The sequence below is a fragment of the Streptomyces sp. HUAS MG56 genome, from assembly GCF_058673395.1.
Window position 1 is genome coordinate 6,192,713 of sequence record NZ_CM178722.1, and the last position, 23,957, is coordinate 6,216,669.

The 23,957-nt window shown below is 67.3% G+C and carries 35 protein-coding genes; 32 read left to right on the forward strand and 3 right to left on the reverse strand.

Annotated features, from left to right (window positions below; translation table 11 throughout):
* The first annotated feature begins 133 nt into the window (after window positions 1-133).
* Window positions 134-1,327 carry an elongation factor Tu gene (gene tuf, locus AC4OXY_RS29295; protein WP_356027374.1) on the forward strand — a complete coding sequence of 398 codons (1,194 nt, stop codon included), beginning with the start codon at window positions 134-136 and terminating at the stop codon, window positions 1,325-1,327.
* A 142-nt stretch (window positions 1,328-1,469) separates the two neighbouring features.
* Here tuf and AC4OXY_RS29300 read toward each other — a convergent pair whose 3' ends face one another.
* The 3 genes from AC4OXY_RS29300 to AC4OXY_RS29310 all read right to left on the reverse strand — a co-directional run bounded on the left by AC4OXY_RS29300 (window position 1,470) and on the right by AC4OXY_RS29310 (window position 3,575).
* Window positions 1,470-2,045 carry a Uma2 family endonuclease gene (locus AC4OXY_RS29300; RefSeq protein WP_356027372.1) on the reverse strand — a complete coding sequence of 192 codons (576 nt, stop codon included), beginning with the start codon at window positions 2,043-2,045 and terminating at the stop codon, window positions 1,470-1,472.
* A complete protein-coding gene (locus AC4OXY_RS29305; protein ID WP_491991346.1) occupies window positions 1,999-2,913 on the reverse strand; it encodes a helix-turn-helix domain-containing protein in 915 nt (304 codons plus the stop codon). The genes AC4OXY_RS29300 and AC4OXY_RS29305 overlap by 47 nt, the downstream gene beginning before the upstream one ends.
* A gap of 140 nt (window positions 2,914-3,053) precedes the next feature.
* Window positions 3,054-3,575, reverse strand: coding sequence for an ATP-binding protein (locus AC4OXY_RS29310; RefSeq protein ID WP_491991347.1), 522 nt, complete (start codon window positions 3,573-3,575; stop codon window positions 3,054-3,056).
* 138 nt (window positions 3,576-3,713) lie between these two features.
* Here AC4OXY_RS29310 and AC4OXY_RS29315 point away from each other — a divergent pair, with 138 nt between their 5' ends.
* The 31 genes from AC4OXY_RS29315 (at window position 3,714) to infA (ending at window position 23,948) form a co-directional block, all read left to right on the forward strand.
* Window positions 3,714-4,562, forward strand: coding sequence for a helix-turn-helix domain-containing protein (locus AC4OXY_RS29315; protein ID WP_491991348.1), 849 nt, complete (start codon window positions 3,714-3,716; stop codon window positions 4,560-4,562).
* Complete coding sequence (locus AC4OXY_RS29320; protein ID WP_376293339.1) at window positions 4,559-4,738, forward strand: DUF397 domain-containing protein; 180 nt, start codon at window positions 4,559-4,561, stop codon at window positions 4,736-4,738. The genes AC4OXY_RS29315 and AC4OXY_RS29320 overlap by 4 nt, the downstream gene beginning before the upstream one ends.
* A 119-nt stretch (window positions 4,739-4,857) precedes the next feature.
* Window positions 4,858-6,099: a hypothetical protein gene (locus AC4OXY_RS29325; RefSeq protein WP_491991349.1), complete on the forward strand. Its 1,242-nt coding sequence runs from the start codon at window positions 4,858-4,860 to the stop codon at window positions 6,097-6,099.
* A gap of 174 nt (window positions 6,100-6,273) precedes the next feature.
* Window positions 6,274-6,678 carry a hypothetical protein gene (locus AC4OXY_RS29330; protein WP_491991350.1) on the forward strand — a complete coding sequence of 135 codons (405 nt, stop codon included), beginning with the start codon at window positions 6,274-6,276 and terminating at the stop codon, window positions 6,676-6,678.
* A 46-nt stretch (window positions 6,679-6,724) separates the two neighbouring features.
* Window positions 6,725-9,019 carry a hypothetical protein gene (locus tag AC4OXY_RS29335; protein WP_491991351.1) on the forward strand — a complete coding sequence of 765 codons (2,295 nt, stop codon included), beginning with the start codon at window positions 6,725-6,727 and terminating at the stop codon, window positions 9,017-9,019.
* A gap of 32 nt (window positions 9,020-9,051) precedes the next feature.
* Window positions 9,052-10,056, forward strand: a complete 1,005-nt coding sequence (locus tag AC4OXY_RS29340) for a hypothetical protein (protein WP_491991352.1) — start codon at window positions 9,052-9,054, stop codon at window positions 10,054-10,056.
* 449 nt (window positions 10,057-10,505) lie between these two features.
* Complete coding sequence (gene rpsJ / locus AC4OXY_RS29345; RefSeq protein ID WP_003948644.1) at window positions 10,506-10,814, forward strand: 30S ribosomal protein S10; 309 nt, start codon at window positions 10,506-10,508, stop codon at window positions 10,812-10,814.
* A 16-nt stretch (window positions 10,815-10,830) separates the two neighbouring features.
* Window positions 10,831-11,475 carry a 50S ribosomal protein L3 gene (gene rplC / locus AC4OXY_RS29350; RefSeq protein ID WP_062706771.1) on the forward strand — a complete coding sequence of 215 codons (645 nt, stop codon included), beginning with the start codon at window positions 10,831-10,833 and terminating at the stop codon, window positions 11,473-11,475.
* Window positions 11,476-11,483: 8 nt separating this feature from the next.
* Window positions 11,484-12,140, forward strand: a complete 657-nt coding sequence (gene rplD, locus AC4OXY_RS29355; protein WP_071385019.1) for a 50S ribosomal protein L4 — start codon at window positions 11,484-11,486, stop codon at window positions 12,138-12,140.
* Window positions 12,140-12,559, forward strand: coding sequence for a 50S ribosomal protein L23 (gene rplW / locus AC4OXY_RS29360; protein WP_356027348.1), 420 nt, complete (start codon window positions 12,140-12,142; stop codon window positions 12,557-12,559). Before rplD ends, rplW begins: the two co-directional genes overlap by 1 nt.
* A gap of 40 nt (window positions 12,560-12,599) precedes the next feature.
* Window positions 12,600-13,436 (forward strand): 50S ribosomal protein L2, encoded by an 837-nt coding sequence (gene rplB, locus AC4OXY_RS29365; protein ID WP_020941674.1) that lies wholly within the window; start codon window positions 12,600-12,602, stop codon window positions 13,434-13,436.
* Window positions 13,437-13,448: 12 nt separating this feature from the next.
* Window positions 13,449-13,730 (forward strand): 30S ribosomal protein S19, encoded by a 282-nt coding sequence (gene rpsS, locus AC4OXY_RS29370; RefSeq protein WP_023547380.1) that lies wholly within the window; start codon window positions 13,449-13,451, stop codon window positions 13,728-13,730.
* Window positions 13,731-13,773: 43 nt separating this feature from the next.
* Complete coding sequence (gene rplV / locus AC4OXY_RS29375) at window positions 13,774-14,121, forward strand: 50S ribosomal protein L22 (protein WP_019329637.1); 348 nt, start codon at window positions 13,774-13,776, stop codon at window positions 14,119-14,121.
* Window positions 14,121-14,939, forward strand: coding sequence for a 30S ribosomal protein S3 (gene rpsC, locus AC4OXY_RS29380; protein WP_055706471.1), 819 nt, complete (start codon window positions 14,121-14,123; stop codon window positions 14,937-14,939). Before rplV ends, rpsC begins: the two co-directional genes overlap by 1 nt.
* A 5-nt stretch (window positions 14,940-14,944) precedes the next feature.
* The gene (gene rplP, locus AC4OXY_RS29385; RefSeq protein ID WP_030788270.1) at window positions 14,945-15,364 is read left to right on the forward strand and encodes a 50S ribosomal protein L16; all 420 of its coding nucleotides are present in this window, start codon (window positions 14,945-14,947) and stop codon (window positions 15,362-15,364) included.
* Entirely contained in the window at window positions 15,364-15,588 is a 225-nt protein-coding gene (gene rpmC, locus AC4OXY_RS29390; RefSeq protein WP_055632347.1) for a 50S ribosomal protein L29, read from the forward strand. The genes rplP and rpmC overlap by 1 nt, the downstream gene beginning before the upstream one ends.
* Window positions 15,588-15,872, forward strand: a complete 285-nt coding sequence (rpsQ, locus tag AC4OXY_RS29395; RefSeq protein WP_018543912.1) for a 30S ribosomal protein S17 — start codon at window positions 15,588-15,590, stop codon at window positions 15,870-15,872. Before rpmC ends, rpsQ begins: the two co-directional genes overlap by 1 nt.
* Before the next feature lie 100 nt (window positions 15,873-15,972).
* Window positions 15,973-16,341: a 50S ribosomal protein L14 gene (gene rplN, locus AC4OXY_RS29400; RefSeq protein ID WP_003998823.1), complete on the forward strand. Its 369-nt coding sequence runs from the start codon at window positions 15,973-15,975 to the stop codon at window positions 16,339-16,341.
* 2 nt (window positions 16,342-16,343) lie between these two features.
* Window positions 16,344-16,667 carry a 50S ribosomal protein L24 gene (gene rplX, locus AC4OXY_RS29405; protein ID WP_030930498.1) on the forward strand — a complete coding sequence of 108 codons (324 nt, stop codon included), beginning with the start codon at window positions 16,344-16,346 and terminating at the stop codon, window positions 16,665-16,667.
* A complete protein-coding gene (gene rplE / locus AC4OXY_RS29410) occupies window positions 16,667-17,224 on the forward strand; it encodes a 50S ribosomal protein L5 (RefSeq protein WP_015658460.1) in 558 nt (185 codons plus the stop codon). The genes rplX and rplE overlap by 1 nt, the downstream gene beginning before the upstream one ends.
* Before the next feature lie 5 nt (window positions 17,225-17,229).
* Window positions 17,230-17,415, forward strand: coding sequence for a type Z 30S ribosomal protein S14 (locus AC4OXY_RS29415; protein WP_003948630.1), 186 nt, complete (start codon window positions 17,230-17,232; stop codon window positions 17,413-17,415).
* 212 nt (window positions 17,416-17,627) lie between these two features.
* A complete protein-coding gene (rpsH, locus tag AC4OXY_RS29420; RefSeq protein WP_007384075.1) occupies window positions 17,628-18,026 on the forward strand; it encodes a 30S ribosomal protein S8 in 399 nt (132 codons plus the stop codon).
* Window positions 18,027-18,050: 24 nt separating this feature from the next.
* A complete protein-coding gene (gene rplF, locus AC4OXY_RS29425) occupies window positions 18,051-18,590 on the forward strand; it encodes a 50S ribosomal protein L6 (RefSeq protein ID WP_067299853.1) in 540 nt (179 codons plus the stop codon).
* A gap of 3 nt (window positions 18,591-18,593) precedes the next feature.
* The gene (gene rplR, locus AC4OXY_RS29430) at window positions 18,594-18,977 is read left to right on the forward strand and encodes a 50S ribosomal protein L18 (protein ID WP_053661883.1); all 384 of its coding nucleotides are present in this window, start codon (window positions 18,594-18,596) and stop codon (window positions 18,975-18,977) included.
* 36 nt (window positions 18,978-19,013) lie between these two features.
* Entirely contained in the window at window positions 19,014-19,619 is a 606-nt protein-coding gene (rpsE, locus tag AC4OXY_RS29435) for a 30S ribosomal protein S5 (protein ID WP_015658456.1), read from the forward strand.
* Entirely contained in the window at window positions 19,619-19,801 is a 183-nt protein-coding gene (gene rpmD / locus AC4OXY_RS29440; RefSeq protein ID WP_003974250.1) for a 50S ribosomal protein L30, read from the forward strand. Before rpsE ends, rpmD begins: the two co-directional genes overlap by 1 nt.
* 2 nt (window positions 19,802-19,803) lie before the next feature.
* A complete protein-coding gene (rplO, locus tag AC4OXY_RS29445; RefSeq protein ID WP_023547373.1) occupies window positions 19,804-20,259 on the forward strand; it encodes a 50S ribosomal protein L15 in 456 nt (151 codons plus the stop codon).
* A 244-nt stretch (window positions 20,260-20,503) separates the two neighbouring features.
* Window positions 20,504-21,817 carry a preprotein translocase subunit SecY gene (gene secY, locus AC4OXY_RS29450; protein WP_356027340.1) on the forward strand — a complete coding sequence of 438 codons (1,314 nt, stop codon included), beginning with the start codon at window positions 20,504-20,506 and terminating at the stop codon, window positions 21,815-21,817.
* Window positions 21,817-22,479 carry an adenylate kinase gene (locus tag AC4OXY_RS29455; protein WP_356027337.1) on the forward strand — a complete coding sequence of 221 codons (663 nt, stop codon included), beginning with the start codon at window positions 21,817-21,819 and terminating at the stop codon, window positions 22,477-22,479. The genes secY and AC4OXY_RS29455 overlap by 1 nt, the downstream gene beginning before the upstream one ends.
* A 106-nt stretch (window positions 22,480-22,585) precedes the next feature.
* Window positions 22,586-23,422, forward strand: a complete 837-nt coding sequence (map, locus tag AC4OXY_RS29460) for a type I methionyl aminopeptidase (protein WP_362823165.1) — start codon at window positions 22,586-22,588, stop codon at window positions 23,420-23,422.
* Between the two features lie 304 nt (window positions 23,423-23,726).
* Window positions 23,727-23,948 carry a translation initiation factor IF-1 gene (gene infA, locus AC4OXY_RS29465; RefSeq protein ID WP_003948620.1) on the forward strand — a complete coding sequence of 74 codons (222 nt, stop codon included), beginning with the start codon at window positions 23,727-23,729 and terminating at the stop codon, window positions 23,946-23,948.
* Window positions 23,949-23,957: the final 9 nt, after the last annotated feature.

The window sequence follows — 23,957 nt, forward strand, 5'->3', positions numbered from 1 at the left end:
AGGCTTGACTCCGGAGCCGCCAGGGGCATTCACCCGCATTCGTGGGGGAATGCCCCCGGCCCCGGGCTTTCCAGCAAAGATCACCTGGCGCCGATGAAGCAAGGCGTTCAGAACCACTCCACAGGAGGACCCCGTGGCGAAGGCGAAGTTCGAGCGGACTAAGCCCCACGTCAACATCGGCACCATCGGTCACATCGACCACGGTAAGACGACCCTCACGGCCGCCATTACCAAGGTGCTGCACGACAAGTACCCGGACCTGAACGAGGCCTCGGCCTTCGACCAGATCGACAAGGCTCCTGAGGAGCGCCAGCGCGGTATCACCATCTCCATCGCGCACGTCGAGTACCAGACCGAGGCGCGTCACTACGCCCACGTCGACTGCCCGGGTCACGCGGACTACATCAAGAACATGATCACCGGTGCCGCGCAGATGGACGGCGCCATCCTCGTGGTCGCCGCCACCGACGGCCCGATGCCGCAGACCAAGGAGCACGTGCTCCTGGCCCGCCAGGTCGGCGTTCCGTACATCGTCGTCGCCCTGAACAAGGCCGACATGGTGGACGACGAGGAGATCCTGGAGCTCGTCGAGCTTGAGGTGCGCGAGCTCCTCTCCGAGTACGAGTTCCCGGGCGACGACGTCCCGGTCGTCAAGGTCTCGGCGCTCAAGGCGCTTGAGGGCGACGCGACGTGGGGCCAGTCCGTCCTGGACCTCATGGACGCCGTCGACGCCGCCATCCCGGAGCCGGAGCGCGACGTCGACAAGCCGTTCCTCATGCCCATCGAGGACGTCTTCACGATCACCGGTCGCGGTACGGTCGTCACCGGCCGTATCGAGCGTGGTGTCCTGAAGGTCAACGAGACCGTCGACATCATCGGCATCAAGACCGAGAAGACCACCACCACGGTCACCGGTATCGAGATGTTCCGCAAGCTGCTCGACGAGGGCCAGGCCGGTGAGAACGTCGGTCTGCTGCTCCGCGGCATCAAGCGCGAGGACGTCGAGCGCGGCCAGGTCATCATCAAGCCGGGCTCGGTCACCCCGCACACCGAGTTCGAGGCGCAGGCCTACATCCTGTCCAAGGACGAGGGTGGCCGCCACACGCCGTTCTTCAACAACTACCGCCCGCAGTTCTACTTCCGTACGACGGACGTGACCGGCGTCGTGACCCTCCCCGAGGGCACCGAGATGGTCATGCCGGGTGACAACACCGAGATGTCGGTGCAGCTCATCCAGCCCATCGCCATGGAAGAGGGCCTGAAGTTCGCCATCCGTGAGGGTGGCCGCACGGTGGGCGCCGGCCAGGTCACCAAGATCAACAAGTAAGTTCCGCTTGCTTGAAGGTCACCTGACCTGAGGTCTTCCGACCTGAGGGGAGGCCCGTACGACTTCGGTCGTGCGGGCCTTTTCTGTTGTCCGGGCGCAGGCCGACGGGCGATCTCGGGAGTGCTCATGGTGTCCTCAAGGGTCACCCGTAGAGCGGCAGACCCTCGGTCGAGATCGTCCAGTCGGCGATCGTGACGTCCTCGCCGTAGACGAAGTCCTTGCGGGTGGCATAGCGGGGGCCGTCCGGGGTGGGGTGGATGTCGGTGAAGACGGCGCCGGTGCCGGTGCGGGGGTCGAAGATCGCGTAGACGGGGATGCCCATCAGGGGGTAGTCGCGGACCTTGCCCACCCAGTCGTTGTCAGGGTTGGAGCGGGAGACGATCTCGATGGCGGCGATGAGGGTGCGGGGATCGAAGGAATCAGGAACCTCCATGTCCGCCCAGGTAATCACCATGACGTCAGGGCGGCGCATGATTCGCTCGGGCTCGCACTCCACGTCGGGCTTCCCGGTATGGGCCACGATCGCTTCCGGCATCACCTTCTCCAGGAGCTTGCGGAGCCGCACCACCGTCAGCTCGTGCCGCCCGTTGGGCGACATCATGTCGTGGACGACCCCTTCCCGGGTGACCTCAAACTTGCCTGGGAGCGCGTCATCCGTGGATTGAACGAAGTCACGCATGGCCCGGTACCGAGGGGCACGGAGCATCGTCGCTTTCATGCTGGGCGGCCTCCGGGAGATCGGTTCGGCAGTCGCGGCAGTGGCCGGGGTGGGGTGCGCGGAAGGCCCGGTCGCAGACGTCGCAGGTCTGCAGGGGGTGCCGTACGGGCGGTGGGGCGGCCGGTGCGAACGGGGGCGGGGGTGGCAGTTGGCTGGTGAGGCGGTGGGCCAGCAGGGCTGCGGGGCGGCGTAGTGCCTCCGGTGGCAGGTCGGTGGTCAGGGCCTGGCGTACGGCGGTGGGGCCGACGTCGCGTTCCAGCCAGGCCGCGACGCCCGGGGCCAGGTGCGTGGTGTCGCACTCGGAGAGGAGCAGGCGCGGATCGTGGCGACGCAGGCCTGCGAGCAGGTCCGTGGCCTGCTGGAGGAGCGTGGGTGAGGGACAGGCCGACCGGGGCACCGGGGGCAGCGCGCGGCGGCGTTCCTGCTTCTTGTGTTTCGTACCGGGTGCGACGCCCCTGGGCTGGTGGGCGTCCTTCCGGGACCCGGGCTGGTTGCAGGAGACCGTGCGGGTGACGATACGACCGCCGGGCACGCGGATGCGTTCGCGGCGCAGATAGCCGTGAGTCTCCAGCTCACGCAGGGCTGCGGCGACGCGGGTCGCGCCCTCGGGGAACCGGGCGGCGAGGGTCTTGATGTCGACCTGGGCGCCCGGCGGCAGCGACTGGATGTGCACGCCGAGCCCGATGGCGAGCCCCGACAGTTCTGGGTGCTGGGCGAGGTGGTTGCCGATCACCGTGAAGCGGGAGGTGTGGCGGGTGTGCTCGTGGATGAGCCCCCCGACGCCGGAACGAGGGCCCCGGTTCGGGTGCTTGTTGCCTGCAACGCGGGACTGGGCGTGCGGGGGCGCGCTAAGGTGCTGGGTGTCCATCGGGAAGTCCTTACCTTCCTCGGTGGTCAGGCCCTCGCAACGGGATTGCCGTCCCGGCGAGGGCCGTCGCATGTCTGCGGCTGTGTTGCGCCGAGCGTAAGGCAGGCAATAGGCCCCGAATCCAGCTGAGTTGGCGATGTTCACCCTCGCGGGTGAGTTTGCGCCGTGGGCGGGAGGGGTGGGGCTTGGTTGGGTTCTTTCACCCTCGTACGTCCTTGGGAAAGACCGCCCGTCACGCCGGAGCACGGGCGCCCGTGCTCCGGTGCCGGAATGGAGATCTCGGCCCAGACGGTCTTGCGCGGGGTGGGGCCCTCGGCCACTCCCCAGCGGTCGGCGAGTGCGGCCACCAGGACGAGTCCGCGACCCGACTCGGCGTCGGCGGTGCGGGGCTGGGCGTGGGGCAGGCGGTCACCGCGCGTGTCGGTCACCTCGATGCGGAGCATGGCGCCGACGACGTAGAGCGTGAGCCGGAAGTCCCGTCCGGGTACCTTGCCGTGGGTCACGGCGTTGGCGGCCAGCTCGGCCACGATGTGCTCCGCGGCGTCCAACGGGAGCTGCCAGTCGCGGAGTTGCTGTACGGCGAGGAGTCTGGCGAGGCGGGCGCCGCGCGGGGTGGGGGACAGCAGCACCGTGAAGTCGGGGATGACGGATTCTTGGATCACGTCACTCAGAGTGGCCGGACTTGCTTCCATGGGTGAGTGTCAACGCCCTTACGTACGGTGACTGTCCCCGCTTTGTCTCGGCTGTCTCGGCTGTCTCAGGCGTTGTACGGGTACAGGGTGCGCGTCGGAGGAGGAGTCATGAACGACGGTGTGGACGTGGCCGGTTGGGACGTCGAGCCGGGGGACGAGATCGAGCCGGTGGTGCAGGCGGTGGGGCGCCTGCTCAAGGTGTGCCGGGAGGCGGCCGGGGTGAGCGTGCCGGATCTGGCGGCCGCCCTCGGGTACGGCGAGGACATGATCCGCAAGATCGAGCGCGGGGCACGGATTCCTCGGCCGGAGGCCCTGGACAGAGCGGACCAGATCCTGAAGGCGCAGGGGCATCTGAGGGCGTTCATGGAGGACATGCGGAAGGCGCGGTATCCGAAGAAGGTGCGGGAGCTGGCCGAGCTGGAGGGGAGGTCGGTGGAGATGCTGCTGTACAGCAATCACAACATCCATGGGTTGTTGCAGACGCCGGAATACGCGCGAGCGATGTACGAGATGAGACAGCCCGCACTCGCCGAGGACGTCGTTGAGCGGGAAACCGCCGCGCGTATGGCTCGTAAGGCCGTCTTCGAGCGACGAGATCCGGCTCCGACGCTCAGTTTCGTCCAGGAACAGGTGACGCTCGAACGTCCCTACGGTGGGAAGATGGTGCTGCTTCGACAACTCGAACACCTCTTGGAGGTGGCCCAGTTGAGGAACGTAACGCTCCAGGTCATGCCAACCGACCGGGAGGAGCATGCCGGTGCGGCAGGCCTGGTCGAGGTACTGAAATTCGCTGACGGCACCGCGATCGGACGTTCCGACGGCGCATTCAACGGCCGCCCGGTCTCAAGCCCCAAGGACCTCCTGATCCTTGAACTGCGCTATGGAATGATCCGGGCGCAAGCCCTCACACCGAGGGAGTCGCAGGCCTTCATCGAGCGAGCGCTGGGGAGACTATGAGCACCGCCGAACTCCATTGGTTCAAGAGCAGCTACAGCAGCACCAACGAACCCGGCGACTGCGTCGAAGTAGCCGAAGCCCCCACCACCATCCACATCCGCGACTCCAAGACCCCCACCGGCCCCCGCCTCACCCTCGCGCCGGAGGCCTGGTCGGAGTTCGTGCGCACGCTCTGACGGGATCCATACCGGTTGGATCACGGCTTTCACAAAATCTGACACACCCTCTGTGCAATACCCGTGTCGGCGAAGAACACTGCCCCCGCCAGTGATCTTGCACGACCGAAAGTGAACCCGTGACCGCCGTCCAGCCTCCCGAACAGCCCGAACACCCCGACGAGTCCTCCATACCCGACGAGCAGTGGGAGGCGTTCCTACGGGAAGCCGCGGAGGACGGTGGCAGGAACGCGCCGAAGGAGCCGTCCGCGCGGGCGCGGATGGTGACCCGTCGGCTGCGGGAGCAGGACGAGGCGGTCCGGGAACAGGCGACCGAGGGCAACGGCCGGCGGCGCTGGCGGAAGCGGGCAGCGAAGCCGCAGCCGTCGCTGCCGCCGGGATGGCGCACCGGTCCGGCCTGGCGGGAGATGAACGGGCGGAGCCGCCGGCGCCGTACCGTGGGCTCGGTGATCGGTGTGGTGCTGGCAGCGGCGCTGGCCCTCGTGGCCGTACGGCCGTCGCTGCTGCTGGACCGGCTGCCCGGCCGCGACCACGGATCCCGGACCTCGGCCTCGACGCTGCCCGCCGAGACGGCACCGCCGACCAGCGCCCCGGGCGCGGTCGACCAGGCCGGACCGCCCACCCGCAAGGACCCGTTCCTCGGTTCGCCCGCGCAGCGGTGGGCCGACGGGGCGGACGCCATCGAGGTGCCGAGCGCGAAGGCCGTGGGCTGGATGGGCCAGGCGGACATGGCTGTCGCCCTGCGCCGCGTCAAGGAGTTCCTGGTCGGCGCCAACCTGGACCCGGCGGTGCTGCGCGGCGGGCAGCCCACCTCGGTGCTGGCCCTGCTCGACCCGGAGCAGAAGCACCCCGATGAACTGTCCGACCTGCGGCGCTCGCTGCGCACCCCGGACCGCCGGTACGACCCCCTGCAACTGGTGACCCGGTTCGACCCGGCACAGGTGGTCCTCGCCGGTGACGTGGTCAAGGTGCGCGGTCGTACGACGTTCTCCGCGGGCGCTGCGGGCGAGGTGCGGGTGCACGCGGACTACACCTTCGTCTACCCGCTGGTCCGGGCCGGCGGAAAGTCCGGCGGAGCCGACGCCGCCGTGGCACGGACGATCATCCGCCGCGACCTGACCTTCGACCTGCTCGACCCGCGCACATGGATCGCGACCGGGGGCAAGCTCACGGTCCGGTCGTCCGACAGCGAGTTCTACAACACCGAGTGCGGCGTCCACGACGGCTACTTCCACCCCGTCTTCCCGGACACCGCCCCCACGGGCGCCCCGGCGACGGGCCCGGCCACGGACCCGTACGACCGCAGCAAGTCCGTGTCGGACGACCACAGCAAGGGGTGCGGGACGGTCACCCGTACCTGATCGACGTAGTCCTGGCCCTGGATCTGCCCGCCACTCCCCGAAGCAAAGGAAATATCAAGGGCGCCGCTCAACTGTCCTGTGGAATCAGGCTGTTTGTTAGCTTGGCGCGGCACGCCAGAGCGGCGGACGGGGGTAGGCGGCATGACGGGAAGTGACGGCGAAGGCGCCGTGGGAATGCGGCTCAATCAGGTGGCGGACCCGGGTGGTGGGGGACCGGAAGGTGGCGGGCGGCCGAACCTCGCGTCCTCACCCGCCCAGAAGACGAACGCGGCGAACACCCTGCACAACGACATCGAGCCCGCCACCCGGACGGCGGGGGCCTGGGCGGACGACGAGACGGGTGCTGTGGTGAAGGCGTTCGACGCGAAGGACGGGCACGGCTGGCTCACCTCGGGTGCCGTCGGCACGATGCACACGACCTGGGGCGAGCAGGTCCAGCACCTCATGAACCAACTGTCGGGAGACGAGTCGGCCCTCCGGGCCAACAACACGTTTCTGACCGGCACGGACTTCGGAGTGGGTGACACGACGCGCAAGGTGTCGGTGTTCGACGGGTACTCACTGCCGCCGGGGCAGTGACAGACAGCCGAGCCCTTTCGCACGCCATCAAAACCAACGGGGACCCATGCCGACGTATCACGAGATCCTGACGACCGACCTGTCCACACTCACCACGGCCGCCGACCGCTGGGACGGCATGGCCGGGGAACTCCACAAGCAGGAGACCGCGTACCAGCGGGACGTGCACGGGATCACTCTGAGCCCCCTGTTCGTGGGGGAGAGCCAGCAGGCGGCCAACGGGCGCTTCGGCATCAGGCTCACCGAGTACCAGAACGCCCAGACCGAGGCCAAGGCCGTCGCCGCGCTGCTGCGTGAAGCGAACACCCAGTTCGTGGCCCTGCGCAAGAAGCTGGAGTCGGCGCGGGACGAGGCGATCGCCGCCGGCATGAAGGTGTCGGACCAGGGCCTGGTCTCGTACGACACCGGGAAGCTCAGCCAGGGGGACAAGCAGGAGCTGGCGCACGACCCCGACTACCAGGACAGCGTCCGCAAGTCCGTCGCCTCCTGGCAGGGCCGCATCGACCAGTGCGTGCAGGACGTGAACGATGCCGACAAGGGCGTGGAGGTCGCCTTCACCGCCGTGGTGAAGGGCCCCGACCTGGGCTTCGGCCAGGTCCCCGACTTCAACGGCAAGGCGCAGGGGAGCATCGAGAAGTACGAGGCGGACGAGACCAAGGACATCGCCCAGCGCGTCAACTCCGGTACGGCCTCGCCGGCCGACTACCAGGAACTGCAGCGTGTCTTCCGCGACAGCGCCGGCGACAAGGTGCTCAGCCAGACCGTGCTGGACGACCTGGGCGCCAAGGGCACCCTGGACCTTTCCAACAGCCTCGACGGCCTCGCCTACCACAGCGACAAGCAGCACAGCGGGCAGTACCTGGACATCCAGAAGAGCCTCGCCATGACGCTGGCGACCGCGACGCAGGACCCGCACTCGGACTTCTACAAGAACTTCCGCGCCGACATGCAGAAGGCCGGCACCGAGCAGTTCAAGGTCGACGGCCTCAGCCCCATCCCGGACGAGAAGGTCCGCGGCTACCAGAGCCTCGTCACGCTGATGCAGCAGGGCCATGGCTACAACGGGCAGTTCCTGGCGGACACCGCCGACGACATCCGGCACGCGGAGGAGTCGTACGCGGCCAAGGGCAACCTGCAGTCCGTCTGGGCGCTGCGGGACAAGTTCAGCGGCAAGGACCGGGGCTGGTTCGCCAACGATCCCCTCGACGGCGTGCTCGGGATCATGTCCCAGGACCCGAAGACCTGCACGTCCTACCTGGACCCGGCGCACAGCGACAATCTGAACTACCTGATGAACGGGCGGGACTGGAACACCGTCGTCGACCACTTCGCGACCCCGCCCGGCGGCACCACGGTCGGCATGCCGGTCATGGCGGAGGACGGCGACAGCCGCACGGGCTTCGGCGCGGCCCTGGAGGCCGCGGCGACGGGGCATCCGCCGCTCACCTCGGGCCAGGATCCGTGGCCCGAGGCACACCATGACGAGGCCCAGACCCGTGTCATGGCCGACGTCCTCGACCAGCTCAAGCCGAGCTCCGGTACGAACGCGCCCGTTCCCGCGAATCTGCGGCAGCCGGTCGCCGACGCGCTTGGCGAGTACGCCTCGGACACGCACAACATCCTGGCCGGAGTGGACTCCCACTACATCACGAGCGGCACCATCGACGGCTCGGTCAGCGACGGGCACGGCTACTTCACCGACGGGCACGGCGTCCACCTGTCCGTCGACCCGAAGACCCTCACCCAGGTCATGCGCGGGCTCTCCGACGACCCCTCCGCCTACGCGACGCTCCAGAAGGCCGAGGACCGGCACATCAACTACGAGATGGACCAGTTGCCGAAGGGCGCCCTCCACCAGGACATCAACGCGAAGTTCGAGAACTTCGGAGCGGTGCGCGGAACCTACAGCGTCATCCAGGAAGACATCATCAACGACGACCGCATGACCAAGTACGCGGCCGCCGACTGGAAGGCCAAGGTCGCCTACCACGTGATCGGCGGTGCGCTGACCCCCTTGTACTTCACGGCCGGCGCGGAGGGCCCCAGCATCGCCTACGGCGACGCCCTGCAGCGCGGCGTGGACACGGTGACCTGGGACATGGACAACCAGTGGAAGGCGCAAGCGGACAACGAGGCCAACGCCAAGGTCGCCGACACCTTCCTGTCCGCGAACAAGGATCTGCCGCTGATGGTCAACGGCTGGGCGGAGGGGCGGTCGGACATCGACATGAACGATCCCAAGGCCCAGACCCGGATCGCGGACCTGACCACGGCGGCGCTCGACGGCCAGACCCGCGGTATCACGAACGCGAGAAACTACCTGGTCGACACCACGAACTGACACGCACCGGGCCCCACAGGAAGCAGACGTACATGTCGTCACTCTCGGCACCGCGCACCCGCCGGTTCCGCCTGAAGCTCACCGTCACCGCGGTCTGTCTGGCCGTGGCCGGAGGGATCGGGGCCTGGCTGTGGACCGGCTCCGCCGACGACTCCGGCGCCTGCCAGAAGCAGCTCCTGGCGGACCAGAGGGTGCGGTCGGCTCTGGGAGCGGAGTACCGGAGCGATCTCAGCTGCCCTGCACTGGGCGCGGCCGTCAAGCACGCCGCCATGGGAGCGACGCGGGGCAAGCACACCCTCCGGCAGGCACGAGCCATGCAGAACCTCCTGACGGCCGTGGACGACACGGTCGCGGCCGGCGACCGGACGGTGGATCCCGCCTTCGCCGTTCCCTTCGCCCAGACGCTGGCCGACTACGCGGATGACACGGACCAGATCCTCACCTCGGTGAACGTGGACTACATCCGCGCGGACACGTCGTCCACCTCGCCCTGGCAGGACCGGACCGGCGTCCACATGTCCGTGTCGGTGGACACCGTGCTCCATGTCGTACGGGCGGTGTCGGACAGCCCCGAGGCCTACGCCACGGTCCGTGACGCCGCCACCCGGCGGGCCGCCGCCGATCTCGCCGCCACCCCCGCCACGGCCGGGAAGGAGACGCTCACTCTGCGGGCGAAGCTCTGCGGGCGGGTCCTCGGCTCGCTGGACGGGGTGGCGGAAAAGGTGACGGGGAGCATGGGACGGACCGGGGCGCGGAAGTGGGGCGGGGACGTCGCCGCCCGCCTGTCGGCACAGGCGTCCGCCCCGCCCGCCTACGGCCAGGACGCCGCCGGCCATCTGATCGACTCGTGGAAGCAGGAGCTGAAGGGTGCCGACGCCACGGACGCGCTCGCGCGGCTGGAGACCCAGAGCATGGACATGAGCCGTGTGTGGGGCAAGGCGCTCGGCGCCGACAGCGGGATCCAGGACGCTCTGGCGTACGGTTCCCGGGACAGTGCCCTCGCGGCCCGCGGCGATGCTCTCGACAAGCTCCGGTGACCGCGGCGGCCGAGGAGCCCGGCGCCCCGGTTTGACCTCCGTCACCTTCGGGGTATTCTCTCCGGCTCGATTGGCGGAGCCCCCGCCCCGTATGGCAGACTGTCCGAGTTGCTCGGTCGAGTGTTGATGCTGCGCGCCTCCCGCCGGGAGGACCGGAAGCGAGTCCCACAGTACTCGTCGCCCTAACTGCCTGCGGGCAGCGCTGGGGCGGACGTACGGGAATCTTCCGGGAAGTGCGGTGCGGTACCGACCAGGCACCCGGTGGGCCTGAGGCCCCCGGTCCGCGGTTCCGGAAGGGCCGTCGCATTCCCTGCAGGGATGTTCGAACAAGGGACATCCGTGTCAGCGAGAGCGCGACACGCCCGACCGCGTGGGTCGGAGGCGAGCAGGCAGCAGAAGGAATCCGCCGGGTTCCAGAGCGTAAGAAGAGACAGGACTACTGAGTAGCCATGGCGGGACAGAAGATCCGCATCCGGCTCAAGGCCTACGACCACGAGGTCATCGACTCCTCGGCGAAGAAGATCGTCGAGACGGTGACCCGCACTGGTGCGTCGGTCGCGGGCCCGGTGCCGCTGCCCACTGAGAAGAACGTGTACTGCGTCATCAAGTCGCCGCACAAGTACAAGGACTCGCGCGAGCACTTCGAGATGCGCACGCACAAGCGCCTGATCGACATTCTCGACCCGACCCCCAAGACCGTTGACTCTCTGATGCGACTCGACCTCCCGGCCGGTGTCGACATCGAGATCAAGCTCTGAGGCTGGTGGGCTGAGAATGGCTAAGCAGATCAAGGGCATCCTGGGCGAGAAGCTCGGCATGACGCAGGTGTGGGACGAGAACAACCGTGTTGTTCCGGTCACCGTCGTCAAGGCCGGCCCCAATGTCGTGACCCAGGTTCGTACGAACGACGTCGACGGCTACGAGTCGGTCCAGATCGCCTTCGGCGAGATCGACCCGCGCAAGGTGAACAAGCCCCTCAAGGGCCACTTCGCGAAGGCCGACGTCACCCCCCGTCGCCACCTTGTCGAGATCCGTACGGCGGACGCCTCCGAGTACACCCTCGGCCAGGAAGTCACCGCCGAGGTCTTCGAGGCCGGCGTGAAGGTCGACGTCACCGGCAAGAGCAAGGGCAAGGGCTTCGCCGGTGTCATGAAGCGTCACAACTTCAAGGGCCTCGGCGCCGGACACGGCACCCAGCGCAAGCACCGCTCTCCCGGTTCCATCGGTGGCTGCGCCACCCCGGGCCGCGTGTTCAAGGGCCTCCGCATGGCGGGTCGCATGGGCAACGAGCGGGTCACCACCCAGAACCTGACCGTCCACGCCGTTGACGCGGAGAAGGGTCTGCTGCTCATCAAGGGCGCGGTTCCCGGTCCGAACGGCGGCCTCGTCCTGGTCCGCACCGCGGCCAAGGGGGCCTGAGGTAACCGATGAGCACTGTTGACATCCTTTCGCCGGCGGGCGAGAAGGCCGGTTCCGTCGAGCTCCCCGCGGAGATCTTCGACGTGGAGAAGATCAGCATCCCGCTGATCCACCAGGTCGTCGTCGCGCAGCTGGCCGCGGCCCGTCAGGGCACGCACAAGACCAAGACCCGTGGCGAAGTCCGTGGTGGTGGCAAGAAGCCGTACCGCCAGAAGGGCACCGGCCGCGCCCGTCAGGGCTCGACCCGCGCGCCGCAGTTCGCCGGTGGTGGCGTCGTGCACGGTCCCGTGCCGCGTGACTACTCGCAGCGCACCCCGAAGAAGATGAAGGCCGCGGCCCTGCGCCACGCCCTCACCGACCGGGCGCGTCACAACCGCATCCACGTCGTCTCCGGCGTGGTCGAGGGCGAGAACCCCAGCACCAAGGCCGCCAGGTCGCTGTTCGGCAAGATCTCGGAGCGCAAGAACCTGCTCCTGGTCGTCGACCGCGCCGACGAGGCCGCGTGGCTGTCCGCCCGCAACCTGCCCCAGGTCCACATCCTGGAGCCGGGCCAGCTGAACACGTACGACGTTCTCGTCTCGGACGACGTGGTCTTCACCCAGGCCGCTTTCGAGTCCTTCGTCGCCGGCCCGAAGGCCAACGACACCGAAGGGACCGAGGTCTGATGGCTACCCGTCACCCGAGCATCGCCTCGAAGGCGGCCAAGGCCGCCAAGGCCGCGCGCCTCGCCAAGGCGAAGCGCCACGCCACCGAGGGCAAGAACACCGTCGAGACCCCGCTGAGCAAGTCGTACACGGACCCCCGTGACGTCCTGCTGAAGCCGGTCGTCTCGGAGAAGAGCTACGCGCTCCTGGACGAGAACAAGTACACGTTCGTCGTCGCCCCGGACGCCAACAAGACCCAGATCAAGCAGGCCGTCCAGGCGGTCTTCTCGGTCAAGGTCACCGGGGTCAACACCCTCAACCGCCAGGGCAAGCGCAAGCGCACCAAGACCGGTTTCGGTCAGCGCGCGGGCTCCAAGCGCGCGATCGTGACCCTCGCCGAGGGCGACCGTATCGACATCTTCGGCGGTCCGACCGCCTGAGGGCGGTCCGGATCGTCCGATATCGGACGAGGACTGAGAAATGGGAATCCGCAAGTACAAGCCGACTACGCCGGGCCGTCGTGGCGCCAGCGTCGCCGACTTCGTCGAGGTCACGCGGTCCACGCCGGAGAAGTCGCTGGTCCGCCCCCTGCACAGCAAGGGCGGCCGTAACAACGCCGGTCGTGTGACCGTTCGCCACCAGGGTGGCGGACACAAGCGCGCCTACCGAGTGATCGACTTCCGTCGTCACGACAAGGACGGCGTGCCGGCGAAGGTCGCGCACATCGAGTACGACCCCAACCGCACCGCGCGCATCGCGCTGCTGCACTACGCCGACGGCGAGAAGCGCTACATCCTCGCCCCGCGCAACCTGCAGCAGGGTGACCGCGTCGAGAACGGTCCCGGGGCCGACATCAAGCCGGGCAACAACCTGGCCCTCCGCAACATCCCGGTCGGTACCACGATCCACGCGATCGAGCTCCGTCCCGGTGGCGGTGCCAAGTTCGCCCGCTCCGCCGGTGCCTCCGTGCAGCTGCTCGCGAAGGAGGGCGCCTACGCCCACCTGCGCATGCCGTCCGGTGAGATCCGTCTGGTCGACGTCCGCTGCCGCGCCACCATCGGCGAGGTCGGCAACGCCGAGCAGTCCAACATCAACTGGGGTAAGGCCGGCCGTAAGCGGTGGCTGGGCGTTCGCCCGACCGTCCGTGGTGTCGTGATGAACCCGGTTGACCACCCGCACGGTGGTGGTGAGGGCCGGACCTCCGGTGGTCGCCACCCTGTGTCCCCGTGGGGCAAGAAGGAAGGCCGTACTCGTTCGCCCAAGAAGGCGTCGAACAAGTACATCGTCCGCCGCCGCAAGACGAACAAGAAGCGCTAAGGACGGGTTGAGATGCCTCGTAGCCTGAAGAAGGGGCCCTTCGTCGACGACCACCTGATCAAGAAGGTGGACGCCCAGAACGAAGCCGGCACCAAGAACGTCATCAAGACCTGGTCCCGTCGCTCCATGATCGTCCCGGCCATGCTGGGCCACACGCTCGCGGTGCACAACGGCAAGACCCACATCCCGGTGTTCGTCACCGAGTCGATGGTCGGCCACAAGCTCGGCGAGTTCTCGCCGACGCGCACCTTCCGGGGTCACGTCAAGGAAGACCGGAAGTCGAAGCGCCGCTAGTAGCGGATCGCATTCAGACACGTAAGTAACTGAAGGGACAACCATGGAAGCCAGGGCCCAGGCGCGGTACATCCGCGTCACGCCCATGAAGGCCCGCCGCGTGGTGGACCTCATCCGTGGCATGGACGCCACGGAGGCCCAGGCTGTTCTGCGATTCGCTCCGCAGGCAGCCTCCGTGCCGGTCGGCAAGGTGCTCGACAGCGCCATCGCCAACGCCGCGCACAACTACGACCACACCGACGCCGACAGCCTCTACATCTCCGAGGCGTACGTCGACGAGGGTCCGACCCTGAAGCGGTTCCGGCCGCGTGCCCAGGGCCGTGCCTACCGGATCCGCAAGCGGACCAGCCACATCACCGTGGTCGTCAGCAGCAAGGAAGGAACCCGGTAATGGGCCAGAAGGTAAACCCGCATGGGTTCCGGCTCGGTGTCACGACCGACTTCAAGTCGCGTTGGTACGCCGACAAGCTGTACAAGGACTACGTCAAGGAAGACGTCGCCATCCGTCGGATGATGACGTCCGGCATGGAGCGCGCCGGTATCTCGAAGGTTGAGATCGAGCGCACCCGTGACCGCGTGCGTGTGGACATCCACACCGCCCGTCCCGGCATCGTCATCGGCCGCCGTGGCGCCGAGGCCGACCGCATCCGCGGCGACCTCGAGAAGCTCACGGGCAAGCAGGTCCAGCTGAACATCCTCGAGGTCAAGAACCCCGAGACCGACGCTCAGCTGGTGGCCCAGGCCGTTGCCGAGCAGCTCTCCTCCCGCGTCTCCTTCCGCCGTGCCATGCGCAAGAGCATGCAGTCGGCGATGAAGGCCGGCGCCAAGGGCATCAAGATCCAGTGCGGTGGCCGCCTCGGCGGCGCCGAGATGTCCCGCTCGGAGTTCTACCGCGAGGGCCGCGTGCCCCTGCACACGCTCCGCGCGAACGTGGACTACGGCTTCTTCGAGGCCAAGACGACCTTCGGCCGTATCGGCGTGAAGGTCTGGATCTACAAGGGCGACGTCAAGAACATCGCCGAGGTCCGCGCCGAGAACGCTGCGGCCCGTGCGGGTAACCGCCCGGCCCGTGGTGGTGCCGACCGCCCGGCCCGTGGTGGCCGTGGTGGCGAGCGGCGCGGTCGCAAGCCGCAGCAGGCTGCCGGCGCCGAGGCCCCCAAGGCCGAGGCCCCCGCCGCTCCGGCTGAGAGCACCGGAACGGAGGCCTGACCGACATGCTGATCCCCCGTAGGGTCAAGCACCGCAAGCAGCACCACCCGAAGCGTCGCGGTGAGGCCAAGGGCGGTACGACGGTCGCGTTCGGCGAGTACGGCATCCAGGCCCTCACGCCGGCGTACGTGACCAACCGCCAGATCGAGGCGGCCCGTATCGCGATGACCCGCCACATCAAGCGTGGCGGCAAGGTCTGGATCAACATCTACCCGGACCGCCCGCTCACGAAGAAGCCGGCCGAGACCCGCATGGGTTCCGGTAAGGGTTCGCCGGAGTGGTGGATCGCGAACGTGCACCCGGGACGGGTCATGTTCGAGCTGTCCTACCCGAACGAGAAGATTGCGCGTGAGGCTCTCACTCGTGCGGCTCACAAGCTGCCGATGAAGTGCCGCATCGTCAAGCGCGAGGCAGGTGAAGCGTGATGTCGGTCGGTACCAAGGCGTCCGAGCTGCGCGAGCTGGGCAACGAGGAGCTTCTGGGCAAGCTCCGCGAGGCCAAGGAAGAGCTGTTCAACCTCCGCTTCCAGGCGGCGACCGGTCAGCTCGAGAACCACGGCCGTCTGAAGGCGGTCCGCAAGGACATCGCGCGGATCTACACCCTGATGCGCGAGCGTGAGCTGGGCATCGAAACGGTGGAGAACGCCTGATGAGCGAGAAGAACGTGACTGAGAACGCAGAGGCCCGCGGCTTCCGCAAGACCCGTGAGGGTCTCGTCGTCAGCGACAAGATGGACAAGACCGTCGTCGTCGCCGTCGAGGACCGCGTCAAGCACGCGCTGTACGGCAAGGTCATCCGCCGTACGAACAAGCTCAAGGCGCACGACGAGCAGAACGCCGCGGGTGTCGGCGACCGCGTCCTCCTCATGGAGACCCGGCCGCTGTCCGCGACGAAGCGCTGGCGCGTCGTCGAGATCCTCGAGAAGGCCAAGTAATTCTCCTGCGGGGCATCCCTCGCAGGACAGTTCCGCCAGGCTCCGGGAGCCGCTCCGCTGAGCGGCTCCCGGGGAACCGGCAGACAAACAGGAGATAGACGTGATCCAGCAGGAGTCGCGACTGCGCGTCGCCGACAACACTGGTGCGAAGGAAATCCTTTGCATCCGTGTGCTCGGTGGCTCCGGTCGCCGCTACGCGGGCATCGGTGACGTCATCGTCGCCACCGTCAAGGACGCGATCCCCGGTGGCAACGTGAAGAAGGGTGACGTCGTCAAGGCGGTCATCGTTCGCACCGTCAAGGAGCGCCGCCGTCCGGACGGCTCGTACATCCGCTTCGACGAGAACGCCGCCGTCATTCTGAAGAACGACGGCGACCCTCGCGGCACCCGTATCTTCGGCCCGGTCGGCCGTGAGCTGCGCGAGAAGAAGTTCATGAAGATCATCTCGCTCGCGCCGGAGGTGCTGTAAGCATGAAGATCAAGAAGGGCGACCTGGTCCAGGTCATCACCGGCAAGGACAAGGGCAAGCAGGGCAAGGTCATTGCCGCTTACCCGCGCGAGGAGCGCGTCCTGGTCGAGGGTGTCAACCGGGTCAAGAAGCACACCAAGGCCGGTCCGACCGCCAGCGGTTCGCAGGCCGGCGGCATCGTCACGACCGAGGCGCCGATCCACGTCTCCAACGTCCAGCTGGTCGTTGAGAAGGACGGCAACAAGGTCGTCACGCGTGTCGGCTACCGCTTCGACGACGAAGGCAACAAGATCCGCGTTGCCAAGCGGACGGGTGAGGACATCTGATGGCTACCACCACCACTCCGCGTCTGAAGACGAAGTACCGCGAGGAGATCGCGGGCAAGCTGCGTGACGAGTTCAAGTACGAGAACGTCATGCAGGTTCCCGGCCTCGTCAAGATCGTGGTCAACATGGGTGTCGGCGACGCCGCCCGTGACTCGAAGCTGATCGAGGGCGCGATCCGCGACCTGACCACCATCACCGGTCAGAAGCCGGCCGTCACCAAGGCCCGCAAGTCCATCGCGCAGTTCAAGCTGCGCGAGGGCCAGCCGATCGGTGCCCACGTCACGCTCCGTGGCGACCGCATGTGGGAGTTCCTGGACCGCACCCTGTCGCTCGCGCTGCCGCGCATCCGCGACTTCCGCGGCCTGTCCCCCAAGCAGTTCGACGGCCGTGGCAACTACACCTTCGGTCTCACGGAGCAGGTCATGTTCCACGAGATCGACCAGGACAAGATCGACCGTACCCGGGGCATGGACATCACCGTGGTCACCACGGCGACCAACGACGCTGAGGGCCGCGCGCTCCTTCGTCACCTCGGCTTCCCGTTCAAGGAGGCGTGAGCGAGATGGCGAAGAAGGCTCTGATTGCCAAGGCTGCTCGCAAGCCCAAGTTCGGTGTGCGTGGCTACACCCGCTGCCAGCGCTGCGGCCGTCCGCACTCCGTGTACCGCAAGTTCGGCCTCTGCCGCGTGTGCCTTCGTGAGATGGCTCACCGTGGCGAGCTGCCGGGCGTGACCAAGAGCTCCTGGTAATCCCTGTAATAGGGGATTCCGGAAGCTCTCGGTAAGCATCTGGGTCGGCAGGGGCCCTTCTCCGCATGCCGTAGGCTTGCGGGGTTGGGCGCCTGTCGCGCCCGTACGACTTACTACGCCGTAGGTCCACCGCGCCGCACCCGCCCCGTCTCGGATCGGGGAGAGGGATGGCGCACCAGGAAACCCCGGCGAGAGAGGCCGAAGGCCAATTCATGACCATGACTGATCCGATCGCAGACATGCTTACGCGTCTGCGGAACGCGAACTCGGCATACCACGACTCCGTGACGATGCCGGCATCGAAGATCAAGTCGCACATCGCGGAGATCCTCCAGCAGGAGGGCTTCATCACGGGCTGGAAGGTCGAGGACGCCGAGGTCGGCAAGAACCTCGTTCTCGAGCTGAAGTTCGGCCCGAACCGTGAGCGCTCCATCGCGGGCATCAAGCGGATCTCCAAGCCCGGTCTCCGGGTGTACGCGAAGTCCACCAACCTGCCGAAGGTGCTTGGCGGCCTCGGCGTGGCGATCATCTCCACGTCGCACGGGCTCCTCACCGACAAGCAGGCCGGCAAGAAGGGCGTGGGTGGGGAAGTCCTCGCCTACGTCTGGTAGCGGAAGGGAACGGAGGAAACAGCTATGTCGCGTATTGGCAAGCTCCCCATCACGGTTCCCGCCGGCGTGGACGTCACCATCGACGGCCGTACGGTCTCGGTCAAGGGCCCCAAGGGCACGCTGACCCACACCGTCGTCGCGCCGATCGACATCGTCAAGGGTGAGGACGGCGTTCTGAACGTCACCCGTCCGAACGACGAGCGTCAGAACAAGGCCCTGCACGGCCTGTCCCGCACGCTGGTGGCGAACATGATCACCGGCGTGACCCAGGGTTACGTGAAGAAGCTCGAGATCAGCGGTGTCGGTTACCGCGTCACGGCCAAGGGCTCGAACCTCGAGTTCGCGCTCGGCTACAGCCACCCGATCGTCGTCGAGGCGCCCGAGGGCATCACCTTCAAGGTGGAGACCCCGACCCGCTTCCAGGTCGAGGGCATCGACAAGCAGAAGGTCGGCGAGGTTGCGGCCAACATCCGCAAGCTGCGCAAGCCCGACCCGTACAAGGCCAAGGGCGTCAAGTACGAGGGCGAAGTCATCCGCCGCAAGGTCGGAAAGGCGGGTAAGTAAGCCATGGCATACGGGCAGAAGATCCTCAAGGGCGACGCCTACAAGCGCGCCGCGATCAAGCGCCGTCACATCCGGATTCGCAAGAACCTTTCCGGTACGGCGGAGCGTCCCCGTCTGGTCGTGACCCGCTCCAACCGCCACATCGTGGCGCAGGTGATCGACGACCTCAAGGGCCACACCCTGGCTTCCGCGTCCACGCTTGACGCGTCGGTCCGTGGTGGCGAGGGCGACAAGTCCGCGCAGGCCAAGCAGGTCGGCGCCCTGGTCGCCGAGCGTGCCAAGGCCGCCGGCGTCGAGGCCGTGGTGTTCGACCGTGGTGGTAACCAGTACGCCGGCCGCATCGCGGCTCTGGCGGACGCCGCCCGCGAGGCCGGGCTCAAGTTCTGAGCCGCTTGTAGCTAGCGGAAAGAGAGAGGTAATCCAATGGCTGGACCCCAGCGCCGCGGTGGCGGTGCCGGTGGCGGCGAGCGGCGGGACCGGAAGGGCCGTGACGGCGGCGCTGCTGCCGCCGAGAAGACCGCGTACGTTGAGCGCGTTGTCGCGATCAACCGCGTCGCCAAGGTTGTGAAGGGTGGTCGTCGCTTCAGCTTCACCGCGCTGGTCGTGGTGGGCGACGGTGACGGCACCGTGGGTGTCGGTTACGGCAAGGCCAAGGAGGTGCCGGCCGCCATCGCCAAGGGTGTTGAGGAGGCCAAGAAGCACTTCTTCAAGGTCCCCCGTATCCAGGGCACCATCCCGCACCCGATCCAGGGTGAGAAGGCTGCCGGCGTCGTGCTGCTCAAGCCCGCGTCCCCGGGTACCGGTGTTATCGCCGGTGGTCCGGTGCGCGCCGTGCTGGAGTGCGCCGGTATCCACGACATCCTGTCGAAGTCGCTCGGCTCCGACAACGCGATCAACATCGTGCACGCGACCGTGGAGGCCCTGAAGGGCCTGCAGCGTCCGGAGGAGGTCGCGGCCCGCCGCGGTCTGCCTCTTGAGGACGTCGCTCCCGCGGCTCTTCTCCGTGCGCGTGCCGGGGCTGGTGCGTAATGGCACAGCTCAAGATCACGCAGGTTAAGTCGTACATCGGCAGCAAGCAGAACCACCGCGACACCCTGCGGTCCCTTGGTCTCAAGGGCATCAACACGCAGGTCGTCAAGGAGGACCGCCCCGAGTTCCGCGGCATGGTGCACACCGTCCGCCACCTCGTGACGGTCGAGGAGGTCGACTGATCATGGCGGAGCAGAACCCGCTGAAGATCCACAACCTCCGTCCCGCCCCGGGCGCCAAGACCGCCAAGACCCGTGTCGGTCGTGGTGAGGCGTCGAAGGGTAAGACGGCCGGTCGTGGTACCAAGGGCACGAAGGCCCGCTACCAGGTTCCGGAGCGCTTCGAGGGTGGCCAGATGCCGCTCCACATGCGCCTCCCGAAGCTGAAGGGCTTCAAGAACCCGTTCAAGACCGAGTTCCAGGTCGTGAACCTCGACAAGCTGGCCGCGCTCTACCCCGAGGGTGGCGAGGTCACGGTCGAGGGTCTGGTGGCCAAGGGTGCGGTTCGCAAGAACAGCCTCGTCAAGGTCCTCGGCCAGGGCGAGATCTCCGTGGCGCTGCAGGTGACGGTCGACGCCGTCTCCGGCTCCGCCAAGGAGAAGATCACCGCCGCCGGCGGTACGGTCACCGAGCTGGTCTGAGTCCCTCAGGTCCCTCGATGACATGAACGATCCCGACCGGGGATACCCCACATATGGGGTATCCCCGGTCGGTCGTTCCTAGGGAAGTGCTCTCGCCGGTAAGGTGGCCAGCACTGCCTACTTTCATTGGGCGCTCCCCATGGGGCACCCTGAGCGGCAGTTGACCGTTAGTAATTCGTCTGTATCCGTCGAACCTCAAGACCGTCACCCTTGACGCAGTTGCGCGGGGGTCGCAGGAGGCACCGTGCTCACCGCGTTCGCCCGGGCGTTCAAGACGCCCGACCTGCGCAAGAAGCTGCTCTTCACGCTGGCCATCATCGTGGTCTACCGCGTCGGTACCCACATCCCGATCCCCGGCGTCAACTACAAGGCCGTCCAGCAGTGTGTGAGCGAGGCGGGGGCCAACCAGGGCCTGTTCGGCCTCGTGAACATGTTCAGTGGCGGCGCGCTGCTCCAGATCACGGTCTTCGCGCTCGGCATCATGCCGTACATCACGGCCAGCATCATCCTTCAGCTGCTGACCGTGGTCATCCCGCGCCTGGAGGCCCTGAAGAAGGAGGGCCAGGCCGGCACGGCGAAGATCACGCAGTACACCCGTTACCTGACCGTGGCGCTCGCCATCCTGCAGGGCACCGGCCTCGTCGCCACCGCCCGCAGCGGCGCGCTCTTCAACGGCTGCTCGGTCGCGTCGAGCATCGTCCCGGACCAGGCGATCTTCACGACGATCACGATGGTGGTCTGCATGACCGCCGGCACGTGTGTCGTGATGTGGCTGGGTGAGCTGATCACCGACCGTGGCATCGGCAACGGCATGTCGATCCTGATGTTCATCTCGATCGCCGCGACCTTCCCGTCCGCCCTGTGGGCCATCAAGAAGCAGGGCACCCTGGCCGACGGCTGGATCGAGTTCGGCACCGTGATCCTGGTGGGTCTGGTGATGGTCGCGCTCGTCGTCTTCGTCGAGCAGGCCCAGCGCCGCATCCCCGTGCAGTACGCGAAGCGCATGATCGGCCGCCGGTCCTACGGCGGTACGTCCACGTACATCCCGCTCAAGGTGAACCAGGCGGGTGTGATTCCTGTCATCTTCGCCTCCTCGCTGCTCTACATTCCGGCGCTCGTGGCGCAGTTCGCGGGGGGCAAGTCGGGCTGGAAGACCTGGGTCGAGCAGAACCTGACCAAGGGCGACCACCCGATTTACATCACCTTGTACTTCTTGCTCATCGTTTTCTTCGCGTTCTTCTACGTGGCGATCTCCTTCAACCCCGAGGAAGTCGCCGACAACATGAAGAAGTATGGTGGCTTCATCCCGGGCATCCGGGCTGGCCGACCGACCGCTGAGTACCTCAGCTACGTGCTCAACCGGATCACCTGGCCGGGTTCGCTGTATCTGGGTCTGATTGCTCTCGTGCCAACAATGGCGTTGGTCGGGTTCGGGGCGACGAACAACTTCCCGTTCGGCGGTACCAGCATCCTGATCATCGTGGGTGTCGGTCTCGAGACGGTGAAGCAGATCGAGAGCCAGCTCCAGCAGCGCAATTACGAAGGGTTCCTCCGCTGATGCGTATCGTCCTCGTCGGGCCGCCGGGTGCCGGTAAGGGAACGCAAGCCGTCCGCCTTGCCGCAGAGCTGAAGATTCCGCACATCTCCACGGGCGACCTGTTCCGGGCCAACATCAGCCAGCAGACGGAGCTGGGCAAGCTCGCGAAGTCCTACATGGACCGCGGCGAGCTGGTGCCGGACTCCGTCACCATCGACATGGCCAAGGACCGCATGGAGCAGCAGGACGCCGAGGACGGCTTCCTGCTCGACGGCTTCCCGCGGAACGTGGACCAGGCCGAGGCGCTGGACGGGCTGCTGGAGACCGAGGACTTCAAGCTGGACGCCGTCCTGGACCTGGAGGTCCCGGAGGACGAGGTCGTCAAGCGCATCGCCGGCCGCCGCATCTGCCGCAACGACTCCTCCCACGTCTTCCACGTGACGTACAGCCCGCCGAAGAAGGAGGGCGTGTGCGACGTCTGCGGCGGTGAGCTGTACCAGCGCGACGACGACAGCGAGGAGACCGTCCGCACGCGGCTGGAGGTCTACCACACGCAGACCGAGCCGATCATCGACTACTACAAGGCGCAGGGTCTGGTCGTGACGATCTCCGCCCTGGGTCCGGTGGACGAGATCACGCAGCGGGCGCTGGAGGCTCTCAAGCGCGAGAAGGCCGAGCAGTAGTCTCAAGGTTTCCGGCCTTCCGGCCGCGGTGCCCTGCCGGGGCGCCGCGGCCGTAGTGTTGTACAGATAACCCAGCCGATGTGAGTGACGGAGAGCGCAGGCCCCCATGGTGCAGATCAAGACGCCCGAGCAGATCGCCAAGATGCGTGCGGCGGGCCTGGTCGTCGCCGCCATCCACGCGGCCACCCGCGAGGCCGCGGTGCCCGGCGCCTCCACCAAGGACCTGGACGAGGTCGCCCGCAAGGTTCTCGCCGAGCACGGCGCGAAGTCGAACTTCCTCGGCTACGGCGGCTTCCCCGCGACCATCTGCACCTCCGTGAACGACGTCGTCGTGCACGGCATCCCCTCCGACGACGTCGTCCTCAAGTCCGGCGACATCATCTCCATCGACTGCGGCGCGATCATCGATGGCTGGCACGGCGACGCGGCGTACACGGCCTTCGTGGGCTCCGGTCACGCTCCGGAGCTGGTCGAGCTGTCCCGGGTGACGGAAGAGTCCATGTGGGCCGGCATCGCGGCGATGAAGCAGGGCAACCGCCTGGTCGACGTCTCCAGGGCGATCGAGACGTACATCCGCCGCCAGCCGAAGCCGGGCGGCGGCAAGTACGGGATCATCGAGGACTACGGCGGCCACGGCATCGGCACCGAGATGCACATGGACCCGCACCTGCTGAACTACGTCGACCGCCGCCGCGGCAAGGGCCCCAAGCTGGTCCCCGGCTTCTGCCTCGCGATCGAGCCGATGGTCTCCCTCGGCACCCCGCGCACGGAGGTCCTGTCGGACGACTGGACGGTCATCACGACGGACGGCACCTGGTCCTCCCACTGGGAGCACTCGGTGGCTCTGACGGCAGAGGGCCCACTGGTCCTGACGGCCCCCGACGGCGGCAAGGAGAAGCTGGCGGAGTACGGGATCACGGCAGCACCGGATCCGCTCGCCTGACGACCGACCTGGCCACGACCGCCGGTCGGAGGCCGGCGCAGCCGCTCGAAGCTTGTGAGGCGCCCCCGGCGCCGAGCCCGCGAGAGCGGCGTCAAGGACGGGTCGGCGGCGGGGCGAAGCTGGCGGAGTACGGCATTCAGGCCGCTCCTGATCCGCTCGCTTAGTGATCTCCCGAGTAGGGCAGACTTCCTCGATTCGCCTTTCAGGGTGCGCCGACGTAGACTGACTCGTCGGCTCTCGTGCACCCGCATGTCCGCATGCGTGCAAGAGGGTCGATCAAGGTAGTCGATTCGAAGGGCGAAGCGTGGCCAAGAAGCAAGGTGCCATCGAGATCGAGGGCACTGTCGTCGAGTCTCTGCCGAACGCCATGTTCAAGGTCGAGCTCCAGAACGGCCACCAGGTCCTGGCACACATCAGCGGCAAGATGCGTATGCACTACATCCGCATCCTCCCTGACGACCGGGTCGTGGTGGAGCTGTCTCCGTACGACCTGACGCGTGGCCGGATCGTCTACCGCTACAAGTAGATCTTGCCC

Excerpts from the sequence above, each read along its gene's own strand:
- AC4OXY_RS29320 (WP_376293339.1), top strand. The coding sequence starts at position 4,559 with ATGAGCACCGCCGAACTCCATTGGTTCAAGAGCAGCTACAGCAGCACC.
- AC4OXY_RS29315 (WP_491991348.1), top strand. The coding sequence starts at position 3,714 with ATGAACGACGGTGTGGACGTGGCCGGTTGGGACGTCGAGCCGGGGGAC.
- rpsJ (WP_003948644.1), top strand. The coding sequence starts at position 10,506 with ATGGCGGGACAGAAGATCCGCATCCGGCTCAAGGCCTACGACCACGAG.
- rplB (WP_020941674.1), top strand. The coding sequence starts at position 12,600 with ATGGGAATCCGCAAGTACAAGCCGACTACGCCGGGCCGTCGTGGCGCC.
- rpsE (WP_015658456.1), top strand. The coding sequence starts at position 19,014 with ATGGCTGGACCCCAGCGCCGCGGTGGCGGTGCCGGTGGCGGCGAGCGG.
- AC4OXY_RS29340 (WP_491991352.1), top strand. The coding sequence starts at position 9,052 with ATGTCGTCACTCTCGGCACCGCGCACCCGCCGGTTCCGCCTGAAGCTC.
- rplV (WP_019329637.1), top strand. The coding sequence starts at position 13,774 with ATGGAAGCCAGGGCCCAGGCGCGGTACATCCGCGTCACGCCCATGAAG.
- rpsS (WP_023547380.1), top strand. The coding sequence starts at position 13,449 with ATGCCTCGTAGCCTGAAGAAGGGGCCCTTCGTCGACGACCACCTGATC.
- rplW (WP_356027348.1), top strand. The coding sequence starts at position 12,140 with ATGGCTACCCGTCACCCGAGCATCGCCTCGAAGGCGGCCAAGGCCGCC.
- rplO (WP_023547373.1), top strand. The coding sequence starts at position 19,804 with ATGGCGGAGCAGAACCCGCTGAAGATCCACAACCTCCGTCCCGCCCCG.
- rplX (WP_030930498.1), top strand. The coding sequence starts at position 16,344 with ATGAAGATCAAGAAGGGCGACCTGGTCCAGGTCATCACCGGCAAGGAC.
- rplR (WP_053661883.1), top strand. The coding sequence starts at position 18,594 with ATGGCATACGGGCAGAAGATCCTCAAGGGCGACGCCTACAAGCGCGCC.
- rpmC (WP_055632347.1), top strand. The coding sequence starts at position 15,364 with ATGTCGGTCGGTACCAAGGCGTCCGAGCTGCGCGAGCTGGGCAACGAG.
- rplC (WP_062706771.1), top strand. The coding sequence starts at position 10,831 with ATGGCTAAGCAGATCAAGGGCATCCTGGGCGAGAAGCTCGGCATGACG.
- AC4OXY_RS29300 (WP_356027372.1), bottom strand. The coding sequence starts at position 2,045 with ATGAAAGCGACGATGCTCCGTGCCCCTCGGTACCGGGCCATGCGTGAC.
- rpsH (WP_007384075.1), top strand. The coding sequence starts at position 17,628 with ATGACCATGACTGATCCGATCGCAGACATGCTTACGCGTCTGCGGAAC.
- rplP (WP_030788270.1), top strand. The coding sequence starts at position 14,945 with ATGCTGATCCCCCGTAGGGTCAAGCACCGCAAGCAGCACCACCCGAAG.
- AC4OXY_RS29305 (WP_491991346.1), bottom strand. The coding sequence starts at position 2,913 with ATGGACACCCAGCACCTTAGCGCGCCCCCGCACGCCCAGTCCCGCGTT.
- rpsQ (WP_018543912.1), top strand. The coding sequence starts at position 15,588 with ATGAGCGAGAAGAACGTGACTGAGAACGCAGAGGCCCGCGGCTTCCGC.
- AC4OXY_RS29330 (WP_491991350.1), top strand. The coding sequence starts at position 6,274 with ATGCGGCTCAATCAGGTGGCGGACCCGGGTGGTGGGGGACCGGAAGGT.
- rpmD (WP_003974250.1), top strand. The coding sequence starts at position 19,619 with ATGGCACAGCTCAAGATCACGCAGGTTAAGTCGTACATCGGCAGCAAG.
- AC4OXY_RS29335 (WP_491991351.1), top strand. The coding sequence starts at position 6,725 with ATGCCGACGTATCACGAGATCCTGACGACCGACCTGTCCACACTCACC.
- rpsC (WP_055706471.1), top strand. The coding sequence starts at position 14,121 with ATGGGCCAGAAGGTAAACCCGCATGGGTTCCGGCTCGGTGTCACGACC.
- rplE (WP_015658460.1), top strand. The coding sequence starts at position 16,667 with ATGGCTACCACCACCACTCCGCGTCTGAAGACGAAGTACCGCGAGGAG.
- rplF (WP_067299853.1), top strand. The coding sequence starts at position 18,051 with ATGTCGCGTATTGGCAAGCTCCCCATCACGGTTCCCGCCGGCGTGGAC.
- AC4OXY_RS29415 (WP_003948630.1), top strand. The coding sequence starts at position 17,230 with ATGGCGAAGAAGGCTCTGATTGCCAAGGCTGCTCGCAAGCCCAAGTTC.
- AC4OXY_RS29455 (WP_356027337.1), top strand. The coding sequence starts at position 21,817 with ATGCGTATCGTCCTCGTCGGGCCGCCGGGTGCCGGTAAGGGAACGCAA.
- rplD (WP_071385019.1), top strand. The coding sequence starts at position 11,484 with ATGAGCACTGTTGACATCCTTTCGCCGGCGGGCGAGAAGGCCGGTTCC.
- map (WP_362823165.1), top strand. The coding sequence starts at position 22,586 with ATGGTGCAGATCAAGACGCCCGAGCAGATCGCCAAGATGCGTGCGGCG.